Source organism: Citrobacter youngae, assembly GCF_003818115.1.
GTDB classification, from domain to species: Bacteria; Pseudomonadota; Gammaproteobacteria; order Enterobacterales; family Enterobacteriaceae; genus Citrobacter; species Citrobacter youngae.
In genome coordinates, this window is the sequence record NZ_RPOI01000005.1 from 177,569 (window position 1) to 187,075 (window position 9,507).

Genomic DNA, 9,507 nt, shown 5'->3' on the forward strand with positions numbered 1-9,507 from the left:
CCATTCTCTTTCCGGCTTTTTTCTTACCGTCTCTCCGATCTGATGTTGTCGTCTGACCAATAGCCCACTGGCGTGCGTAGTAAAGACAATCGTCATACGCCCTGCCTTTGCGGGTTGCCTGCGACATCCGGCGGTAGTGGTCAACTCCGACCACCCCCCCCCTGACACACCGGCTCTGAAAATCCCTCGGACGCCAGCTGCGCGGCAATATTCTTGCGAATAAAATCTACCGGATTCATACTGTTATCCCCTCCAGAACATCAAATGAGACAGGATATGGAAAACCCGATCGCTAAACTTGCGCTTAACTACTGGTACAAAGTGCTTATTGCTGGCGGATTCTTTGTCTTCTTGGTGAATGGAACCGGGATCCTCACTGCATACCCGACAGCAGGTACTGGACTCATTTCCCTTGGTTGCGCTTTGTGGGGAGTCGGCGAATGGATTAACCACCCCTACCAGGAGGTATTGATCCCCGGAGTTTTTGGCCGACCATCCGGGAAGCTGTCCGGTTACCCCAGAAAAGTCAGCTTGGCCGGTATTGCCTTCGATGTTATCGGTGGCGCCCTTATCGTCTTTGGAATTGTTAAATTGTTCCAATGACCACCCAATTAGACTTACACCCCCAGTAGCTGGATCGATAACTACAGACCCAGGAAACTTACGCTCAAGATCAACCAGCATCATCCTTAGCGCCTCAAGGTCAGAATATCGCTGTGGCATGTCACACCTCACCTTGTTCTGTGTGGCCATGCCTTTTCAAGCTGTCAGGAAGTCCATCATTCTTATTGGGGTAAAGATCTGGCCTCACCTCATGTGGAGTGATAGCCCATCCAACCAGCTCTGAAAGTTTCAATACAAATCGAGCGGGAATTACCGATTTAGCAAACCATTGATTAACGGCCTGAGGGGTAACCCCTAAACCTTGGGCGATGCTTCTTTGAGAAGTAATTGTTCCCAACTTTACACGTAAATCTGTATTCATAACTCACCATCAAGTTTATCTTTACGATGAGAGGTTACATCAAGTATTAATTAACATGCAAGAAGTAAGATCATGCGTTAAACTTGAAATCAAGCGATGCTTTATGCATGTTGACTTTGGGATAAAACCTTTGGGGGAATGGCGTGGCAACCGCAGACATGATTCAAGAACTACTTAAGATAAAGGGTTGGAGTAAGGCGGAGTTAGCCCGCCAACTTGGTGTGAGTGCGCAAACTGTTGTGTACTGGACGAAAGGAGATACGGTTCCCAGGGGTAAGCGTCTAGCTCAACTTTCTGAGATCAGTGGATATCCACAATCTTGGTTTTTAGGTGAAGAGCAAAGTCCATCCTTTCCCGCTTCCTCTCACAAAGCAGACGAAAAAAATGGTGTAAAATTCAGTGTATTGGACATCGAATTTAGCTGTGGTGATGGTACCAACGTTAAAGGCGATTTTATTGACGTAGTACGTTCCATCGAACTTGATCCGGAGTATGCCCGGCAAGTGGTCGGAAACAGACCATTCAAAAACATCGAAATTGGAAATGCCAGAGGCGATAGCATGCTACCAACAATAGCACCGGGAGATCTGCTATTTCTCGACAAAACAATCACATATTTTGATGGTGATGGAATATATGCCTTTTGTTTTGAAGGTGAATGTTTCGTCAAAAGACTGCAGAAGACAGGAAGCAAAATCGTCGTTCTTTCTGATAATCCAAATTACCAAACTTGGTGCATCGAGAAGGACGCTTTAAACATGCTATACATCCAATCAAAAGTTGTATCCTCAGTTCCATTCAATATAAATCGATTCGGTTAATCATTGATTCAAAACGGGCTTCCCGCCCGTTTCCTACCACCAAAAAATCCATTCAAAAAAATAATCAAGTTTAACTTGACTAAATCTTTTCCCATATATACTCTCTCACCATCAAGTTTAACTTGATTAAACTTTAGCATCGAGGGGAGTGAGAATGAAAAATTCAATTGAAATGTTGGAAAGCATCGCAGCTGATATTGTGGAAAACACCTCGTTACTTGAGGTTATTTACCGCATCAATGAATTGCCACCAGAAGCCGATAATGCAATTGCTTGCCTTATTCGCTCAATGCAGAAAACGCTGGATGGTGTTAATGAGTATGTTTCGATGTTACCCACTACTACTCGAGGTGATAAAGCAAAAGATAGAATCGATATTGATGATATCGCTGATGATGTATTTAATGTGACTATTACAGTGAACCAGCTTAACGAACTGGCACATATATACAATGAGTCATATTTCACCGATAAAGATAGTGACGATCCAAAATGCCTGATGTCAGCAACAATTTATGACTACGCAAGAAAAGTTAAGGATGAACTGAAAACCATCGAAACTAAATTAGGTTAATAAATAAAATTTTTAATAACGCCTTAATCGGTGGGACATCACTCACCCTGAGGAAATGCAAATGAATATTATCGTCAGAAATGAAGTCGTGAATAACAAAGCCCATCCAGCCAATCAGGATGACGACATTCTTTACATAAACAAAGCCCACAAAACAGCAGAGTGTGCCAATAAATATGCACATGAACTCCGTGCTGAATTTACCCAGTTGCTTATGCCAGCAATCACACGCACTGATGTGAAGGTAGCGGGAAGATTCACCTCATTACTTAATGAGCTTTGCTTCATGACAAAAATGACGATGGAGAACACCTCAAAGGGGGGGGGGCAATAATGACGTTTCTGAAAGATAAAGCAGCACACAAGACAGCAAAACTTTTCGCCTCTTATGGAAATAGTTATCTGCATATTGCAAACCTTTTTCTGCGCAAGGCTTACGGGCGGTAGTGACAATGAAAAACAACACCATTGAAATTTATCGCCGCCGCATTGCTATTGCGACATTAAACCGAATGAAGCGCAAGACAGGAGGTTATTGTCTCTCCGTAAATATGCCCGATGACAATATTCAGGTTATCGAGATTAACGAAGAATCAATACTGAAACTTTTGCTGCGCTTCGAAAAACAGGCTCGGACTGAATTCAACACAGAAGCGGAAACATTTCTTCGCCAGACGTATATGAAAAGCGTCGATATCAATGGACACACCGAATATCTGACCGAAACCGGAAAGATGATTGTTGACGAGATTTTTGCGGAGTTAATTAAACACGCGAAAGAGAAATACGTATGTGGAGGAATTAACTGATGGCCTCACAACAAACAATTATGCACGGAATGCAGATCCCCCCCCCCAGTCCTCAACGTGGATCTGCATGTGCTTCCGGATTTCACCGGACGCGTGGTTCTTTACATCGAAAAAGGGCGTGTGACATGCGACCGCCGGCTGCTCGACGACGAACATATTTGCGCACTGGACACTTTTATCAAAATGGCTCGCGAAGCCGGGTTACGTATACAGGAGCTAACTGGTGGCACTGACAGCAATTCGAATACCTGAACGCGTGCACCTGCAGGCGATGCAGGTCCTGCTGCGATACCGACGGAAGCGAGTATATGCACGACGTATGCGACGCACCGGACTTCTCAGCCTGAAGGTTAATCCGCGCTGGCGGCTGCTATCGAAAGACGATGGCCGGAACTGGGAAGTAATGAGCCATGAAACTTATAACCGGGAGAAAGACAGATGATCGACAACCGCACCGCCAGCGCAATTGACCTGGCATTTCAGATTCACCATACGCCTGTGGGCAACTTGTTCGTTGCGATGCGGCATGGCCGTATGAAGCGCTGCTTCAGCCGCGATACGGCGATCCGCTATCTGGCGTTCTTTATGACTACCGAAGCTTTCCGTCGTTCCGGCTTCGAGCAACGCTACCCGGATGTGCAGGCTGTCCACCCTCTCAATCCAGAACTGAATTGTTGGCAGCGAGGAGGCACAACAGTTGAGTACATCGGAGCCCACCAGCGCTGTGTTCGACGTCTTCGCCGCATTCTGGCCATTAAGCGTGACATGACGAAATGGTGTGAGAAGTGGGACGCCATGCACGACCGCTTCGTTAAAGAGGTTGACGAACTACAGGCCAGTAAACCGGAGGGTATTCGATGAGCAGCAATTACGACGCGCCAGAAACTACGCCAAACGGCATCAAGATCGGAAATCGCGTTATTGGCTGGTCTGGCGCGGTTAAACAATTCGATGGTTCGCGCTTTGACTCCCGCAACTCAGAGGGGCTGCGTTGGTTGGCCTGCATTATGGATGCCGTGGCAGCTGGTTGGGTTTCTCTAGGCGCAGAGAAAGAACTCATTCTGTGGCGCTGGCTGGTAGCAACAGTATTCATCAACGAAGAGAAGGATAAGAACGGCACTATCGAAATCCCGAACGAAGACGGTGGTGTTGATATCGCAGTGATCTATTCGGGCAAGAAAGGAAATTTGAGTATCTATCCCGGTCCGCTGCGTTTTTCTCTCGCCAACCATGTGGAAGGCATTGCCATCGAGAAATATGGAGTTTGCGAGGGTTCAGCCCTTGCCCTTCGCATGTATCAGGACATGGTGATTGCAGATCCCGGCTACGGATTCAGGATGTCACCCTTTGGGCGAAAAGGACTTGAGATGCTTCACGATGACTACATCGGAGAGATTAACACCAACGGCATGCCAGAAGCGCATGTGATTCACTAAGGAGAAAGCAATGTTTATTTATACCGATCTGCTCCGAGCCGCTCTGTGCTGCACAGCCAGTCAGGAAGACACACGGAAGATCCTGAGAGGTATACACATCACGCCAACCCACATTCGGGCAACCAATGGTATTGCGGCCGTATCAATGTCACATGGTTCAAAAACCGAAATTGAGGGTGTATTTATCCTGCACGGTGATATCCCGGCTAGCGCAGAAGGAACCGTATTCCAGAAAGTTGGCAGCCAGTGGATTGCTGCTCATTCGGACGACTACGAGCGACTAGTTGGGCATAACGAGCTTGAACTCGTTGAAGGCAAGTTTCCGGATCCTGGCAAATTGCTGCCGACAGAGGAAGAGCCCTGTTCAGAGTTCCCCATTTTTGCCGCTGAATTGCTGGCTTTGCCTTATCGCATGTTTGGCAAGGAATTCACATCAATGCCCGTTAATTTCAAACTCTTTGGCCCTGAAAAACCATGCCAGGTGCTGTTTAACGTAGCTGTTAACACTTTTTACGGCGATCCAGTGTTGGTAATCATGCCGATGAAATCGACGGTGTTCGAACTGCACCGTAAGGCGATGGAAGGATGAAAAAGATGTATGTGTGCTCCCTGTGGGCACTGTTCTTCTCAATTCTGTTTGGTATTGGCGCCGCAGCCGGTGCAATAGGTTTTATCGGTGCAATGAAAATGTTGGCAGGAGTTCTGTGATGAAAATTGACTTCAACGACTACGGGGCGGTTGCATCGGTAACGATCACCAGCACTATTTTCGAGTTTCGCAAACATAACCGGGTGGTTGACACCACTCTGTTTCTGGTGCCGGGAGTGGTCAGCGAACGGCGCGGAGCATTCTTCATGAAGACATTTATTTCAGGGAAAACCCGCGATGCACTGCGGGCTTATAAAACCGTACAGTGTGAGGTGAAACGATGAGCAAAGGCCAGCAACCAGCCTATCCATGCCCGCGCATCGATACTCCCCGTGACATGACTTACCGCCAGCACCTCGTTGTGCAGATAGCGCCGGTAATGCTCACGAATTTTTTTAGCAATGATGCCTGGCAGGATTACGACGACCTAGCCAGAACTCTGGTGATGGCTGTAGATGCCATCATCGAAGCTGAGCGGGAGACGGCGAAATGAGCAAAATCACTAACCCTGTCGTGCTTATCTATAAGCGCGAAAACAGTGATACCTACGCTGTCGCGATCACCAATGGCAGCCAGGACTATCACGACGCCGTTCTGATGGCGACGATGGAACCGGATATGGCCGGTGATGATGTAGATACCTGGAGCAAAACCGGTTACTACATGGCGGCGGAGATTCAGCGCTTACGCCAGCAGTTGATCGCCCCTTTAAGTATTGGGGAGTTAATTCAGCGTCTTGAATCGCAGACTGGCGACCACTGGGAGAGAGTGGTTAGCGATGTCACTTCTGGTAAACCGTTGACCATCACCCTGCCAGATATTACGTCAAAAGCGTTCTGGAGCGATACCGGGAAAAGCGAAGTATTCCATCCGGAAACCTATAAGCGCTGGGTGAAAGAAGCTATAGAGCGAGCTTGTGTCATTGCCGGGATCGGCGTGGAGGTGAAGTGATGACCACCACCACACCAATAATGACCGCCTCAGGAAGTGTGCAGTTTCGCCACTACATGGTGACTGTTCACGCTATTGAACGCTATATCGAACGCATTGGTGGCGATGTAGGAAATCTGATCCTCGATCTCAAAAACGCCTGGGTATTTGATGTCAGCAAGAAAGGTATTCCCCGCTCTTTGTGCGCCTCAGTCGCACGCTGCGAACGTGAAGGTGGATACGGGCTCAGGCATGACAAGGCTATTTTTCTGATAAAACCCAAGGCGCGCCAGCATGTCATTGTGACGACGTTATCTGCAGAGGTGAAGTAATGCACAAAGCATTTGAAATATGGGTGCGCCAACGGTACGGGAGCCGTTACGACCTTACGCGAGATTGCGACGGTTTTTACTGTAGGGAAGTGGTAAAGCTGATGTTTGATGTGTGGCGCCACTGCCGTGGCCTTGACTTGGTGTGAGGCGGGTATATGAGCAATGTTATTCAGTTAGCTCCTAACGATTGGGTTTGTGAAAGCGTTCTTATCGCGGTTACCGGGCTCAAGCCCGGTACCATCCTCCGGGCCAGAAAAGAGTGCTGGATGGTTGGCCGGGAATATATCCACGTTTCACCAGATGGTAACCCGAAGCCATCAAGTGAATGCATGTATAACCGTAAAGCGGTCGATGCCTGGGTGGCTTCAATGAAAAACAAACAGCCAGGGTGATTTGATGCCATGAAAAAGGTAAGCTCATATCGCTCTTGGGCGTCTGGAGGTATCAATGGATAAAGTCACATATCCAACAGGCGTCGAAAACCACGGTGGCACTTTACGCATCTGGTTTAATTTTAAAGGTAAGCGTGTCAGGGAAAGCCTCGGTGTCCCTGACACCGCTAAGAACAGAAAGATAGCCGGGGAACTGCGGGTGTCGGTATGCTTTGCCATCCGCACGGGAAGCTTTGATTATGCTGAACGGTTTCCAGATTCACCTAACCTTAAAATTTTTGGGTTGGGAAAGAAAGAAATCACAGTGAAAGAACTCGAAGAGAAGTGGCTGGATCTGAAAAAGATGGAAATCAGCTCGAACGCGCACAAACGGTACGAGTCGGTCGTTGCTGTTGTTGTACCGCTGATCGGGTCTAGCCGACTGGTGACAGCGATTGAGAAAGAAGAGTTGCTGTATATCAGGAAAGAGCTTTTGATGGGTTATCAGTGCGCTGTAAAGGGCAGGATCCCCGTTAAGGGCCGGAGCGCGGTCACCGTCAATTACTACATGACGACTATCGCCGGAATGTTCCAGTTCGCCGCCGATAATGGGTACATAAAGGCAAATCCCTTTGATGGAATAAAGCCATTAAAAAGAGCCAGGGTAGAGCCAGACCCGCTCAGTCGTGATGAGTTCATCCGTCTGATAGATGCATGCCGGCATCAGCAGACGAAAAACATGTGGTCACTGGCGGTGTACACAGGTGTTCGTCACGGGGAGCTGGTTTCCCTGGCATGGGAAGATATCGACCTTGAGGCAGGTACAATAACAATTCGCCGCAATTATACAAAGCTGGGCGAGTTCACACTACCGAAAACTGACGCCAGTACGGATAGAGTGATACACCTCATTCAGCCAGCCATCGATGTTTTAAGGAATCAGATGGAAATGACCAGACTCGGGCAACAGCATCACATCAACGTGCAATTGCGTGAGTATGGTAGAACGGCGAAGCACCGGTGTACATTTGTCTTTAACCCTAAGATAGTCCGTCGAAGTAAGGATGTGGGGATTATCTACAAGGTGGATTCGTTTGGTGACTCATGGGACGCAGGGCTAAAAAAGGCGGGTATCAGGCATCGAAAAGCTTACCAGTCGCGCCACACTTACGCGTGCTGGTCACTCGCCGCCGGCGCCAATCCAAGCTTTATAGCCAGTCAGATGGGGCACGCTAGCGCGCAGATGGTTTTCAATGTGTACGGCGCATGGATGGCAGACAATAACGCAGAGCAGATCGCAATGCTGAATCAGAAGCTGGGCGACTTTGCCCCATTGATGCCCCATAGGCCACAAACAAACAGCATAGGACTATTAAAATCAGTCAGTTAACCCAACATACCCGACATGTTAACTGTGTGGAAGGCAACACCACGCTGTACGCACTGCCAAAAGCCGAGATTGTTGCGCGCTGGCATGCACAGACCACCGATGCGTTTCGATTTTGTTTTAAGTTTCCGGCCACCATTTCACATCAGGCTGCGCTGCGTAATTGTGATGACCTGGTACAGGAATTTTTCGCGCGCATGTCGCCACTGGATGCCCGTATCGGACAATACTGGTTGCAGCTACCTGCCACGTTCGGCCCGCGTGACCTCCCTGCCCTGTGGCAATTCCTCGATGCCCTCCCTAAAACGTTTACCTACGGTGTCGAGGTTCGTCATCCGGATTTCTTTGCGAAAGGTGAATCAGAGATCCGGCTCAATCGGGGTCTGCATGAACGCGGAATTAATCGGGTCATTTTAGACAGCCGTCCGGTCCATGCCGCGATCCCACACACGGAAGCGATACGCGATGCTCAACGTAAGAAACCTAAGGTCCCGGTGCATGCGGTGGTGACGGCAACCCACCCGATGGTCCGTTTTATCGGTAGCGATGATATGGCTCAGAACCGGGCATTTTTCGCCGCCTGGCTGGCAAAGTTGCCACTCTGGCAACAGACCAGCACGCCATACCTGTTTTTGCACACGCCGGATATCGCACAGGCTCCTGAGCTGGTAGACACGCTATGGGCAGATTTACGTAGTGCCCTGCCAGAGATCGGATCAGCACCGTCGATTCCACAGCAATCTTCTCTTTTCTGAAAATGCCACCTATCATAGTCAATGCCAGCAGCCATTTTAAAAGGGAGTTTGTATGGTAAGCGCGCTTTATGCCGTCCTGGGTGCGTTATTGTTAATAAAGTTCTCCTTTGACGTCGTTCGCCTGCGCATGCAATATCGCGTTGCCTATGGTGATGGCGGCTTTAGTGAGCTGCAAAGCGCTATCCGCATTCACGGTAATGCGGTGGAATATATTCCCGTTGCATTAGTGCTGCTGTTATTTATGGAAATGAACGGCGCAGAAACGTGGATGGTGCATCTTTGCGGGCTGATGTTGATTGCCGGGCGACTGATGCATTATTACGGATTCCACCACCGTCTTTTCCGCTGGCGCCGTTCCGGCATGAGCGCCACCTGGTGTTCACTGTTGCTAATGGTGCTGGCGAATCTTTGGTATATGCCCTGGGAGTTGGTTTTCTCCCTGCATTAGCGCACAATACG

18 protein-coding genes and 2 pseudogenes are annotated in these 9,507 nt (G+C 48.7%); 19 read left to right on the forward strand and 1 reads right to left on the reverse strand.

Annotation, left to right across the window (positions count from 1 at the left end):
- Positions 1–276 precede the first annotated feature (276 nt).
- Positions 277–603: a hypothetical protein gene (locus EHN13_RS04910; RefSeq protein ID WP_032652465.1), complete on the forward strand. Its 327-nt coding sequence runs from the start codon at positions 277–279 to the stop codon at positions 601–603.
- A gap of 121 nt (positions 604–724) precedes the next feature.
- Here EHN13_RS04910 and EHN13_RS04915 read toward each other — a convergent pair whose 3' ends face one another.
- On the reverse strand, positions 725–985 hold the full coding sequence (locus EHN13_RS04915; protein ID WP_121540167.1) for a transcriptional regulator: 261 nt from the start codon (positions 983–985) through the stop codon (positions 725–727).
- A gap of 143 nt (positions 986–1,128) precedes the next feature.
- Between EHN13_RS04915 and EHN13_RS04920 the strand changes: the two genes are divergently transcribed.
- From EHN13_RS04920 to EHN13_RS05005, 18 genes and pseudogenes are all read left to right on the forward strand, one after another.
- Positions 1,129–1,806 (forward strand): XRE family transcriptional regulator, encoded by a 678-nt coding sequence (locus EHN13_RS04920; protein ID WP_088902163.1) that lies wholly within the window; start codon positions 1,129–1,131, stop codon positions 1,804–1,806.
- A 154-nt stretch (positions 1,807–1,960) separates the two neighbouring features.
- Positions 1,961–2,380: a hypothetical protein gene (locus EHN13_RS24245; protein WP_225623092.1), complete on the forward strand. Its 420-nt coding sequence runs from the start codon at positions 1,961–1,963 to the stop codon at positions 2,378–2,380.
- A 61-nt stretch (positions 2,381–2,441) separates the two neighbouring features.
- The gene (locus EHN13_RS04930; RefSeq protein ID WP_032652469.1) at positions 2,442–2,714 is read left to right on the forward strand and encodes a hypothetical protein; all 273 of its coding nucleotides are present in this window, start codon (positions 2,442–2,444) and stop codon (positions 2,712–2,714) included.
- A gap of 118 nt (positions 2,715–2,832) precedes the next feature.
- Complete coding sequence (locus tag EHN13_RS04935; RefSeq protein ID WP_088902161.1) at positions 2,833–3,189, forward strand: hypothetical protein; 357 nt, start codon at positions 2,833–2,835, stop codon at positions 3,187–3,189.
- Positions 3,189–3,441: pseudogene (locus tag EHN13_RS24250) on the forward strand (hypothetical protein). Before EHN13_RS04935 ends, EHN13_RS24250 begins: the two are co-directional and overlap by 1 nt.
- The gene (locus EHN13_RS24085; RefSeq protein ID WP_124020989.1) at positions 3,413–3,631 is read left to right on the forward strand and encodes a ParE family toxin-like protein; all 219 of its coding nucleotides are present in this window, start codon (positions 3,413–3,415) and stop codon (positions 3,629–3,631) included. The pseudogene EHN13_RS24250 and the gene EHN13_RS24085 overlap by 29 nt, the downstream one beginning before the upstream one ends.
- Positions 3,628–4,050 (forward strand): hypothetical protein, encoded by a 423-nt coding sequence (locus EHN13_RS04950; RefSeq protein WP_108361449.1) that lies wholly within the window; start codon positions 3,628–3,630, stop codon positions 4,048–4,050. The genes EHN13_RS24085 and EHN13_RS04950 overlap by 4 nt, the downstream gene beginning before the upstream one ends.
- Entirely contained in the window at positions 4,047–4,625 is a 579-nt protein-coding gene (locus tag EHN13_RS04955) for a hypothetical protein (RefSeq protein WP_109555134.1), read from the forward strand. The genes EHN13_RS04950 and EHN13_RS04955 overlap by 4 nt, the downstream gene beginning before the upstream one ends.
- Before the next feature lie 10 nt (positions 4,626–4,635).
- Positions 4,636–5,214, forward strand: coding sequence for a hypothetical protein (locus tag EHN13_RS04960; RefSeq protein ID WP_109555133.1), 579 nt, complete (start codon positions 4,636–4,638; stop codon positions 5,212–5,214).
- On the forward strand, positions 5,211–5,333 hold the full coding sequence (locus EHN13_RS04965) for a sodium:solute symporter (protein WP_102046756.1): 123 nt from the start codon (positions 5,211–5,213) through the stop codon (positions 5,331–5,333). Before EHN13_RS04960 ends, EHN13_RS04965 begins: the two co-directional genes overlap by 4 nt.
- The gene (locus tag EHN13_RS04970; protein ID WP_109555132.1) at positions 5,333–5,557 is read left to right on the forward strand and encodes a hypothetical protein; all 225 of its coding nucleotides are present in this window, start codon (positions 5,333–5,335) and stop codon (positions 5,555–5,557) included. Before EHN13_RS04965 ends, EHN13_RS04970 begins: the two co-directional genes overlap by 1 nt.
- Complete coding sequence (locus EHN13_RS24090; protein WP_109555131.1) at positions 5,554–5,766, forward strand: hypothetical protein; 213 nt, start codon at positions 5,554–5,556, stop codon at positions 5,764–5,766. The genes EHN13_RS04970 and EHN13_RS24090 overlap by 4 nt, the downstream gene beginning before the upstream one ends.
- A gap of 287 nt (positions 5,767–6,053) precedes the next feature.
- Positions 6,054–6,224: pseudogene (locus EHN13_RS24255) on the forward strand (ATPase); the annotation flags it as partial.
- Complete coding sequence (locus EHN13_RS04985) at positions 6,224–6,535, forward strand: hypothetical protein (protein WP_016150521.1); 312 nt, start codon at positions 6,224–6,226, stop codon at positions 6,533–6,535. The pseudogene EHN13_RS24255 and the gene EHN13_RS04985, both read left to right, overlap by 1 nt.
- Positions 6,536–6,690: 155 nt before the next feature.
- A complete protein-coding gene (locus tag EHN13_RS04990; RefSeq protein ID WP_016150522.1) occupies positions 6,691–6,927 on the forward strand; it encodes an excisionase family protein in 237 nt (78 codons plus the stop codon).
- A 55-nt stretch (positions 6,928–6,982) separates the two neighbouring features.
- Positions 6,983–8,296 carry a tyrosine-type recombinase/integrase gene (locus EHN13_RS04995; protein WP_109862707.1) on the forward strand — a complete coding sequence of 438 codons (1,314 nt, stop codon included), beginning with the start codon at positions 6,983–6,985 and terminating at the stop codon, positions 8,294–8,296.
- Positions 8,278–9,048: a DUF72 domain-containing protein gene (locus EHN13_RS05000; RefSeq protein WP_124020990.1), complete on the forward strand. Its 771-nt coding sequence runs from the start codon at positions 8,278–8,280 to the stop codon at positions 9,046–9,048. The genes EHN13_RS04995 and EHN13_RS05000 overlap by 19 nt, the downstream gene beginning before the upstream one ends.
- A 52-nt stretch (positions 9,049–9,100) precedes the next feature.
- Entirely contained in the window at positions 9,101–9,496 is a 396-nt protein-coding gene (locus EHN13_RS05005; protein WP_003034689.1) for an MAPEG family protein, read from the forward strand.
- Positions 9,497–9,507 lie beyond the last annotated feature (11 nt).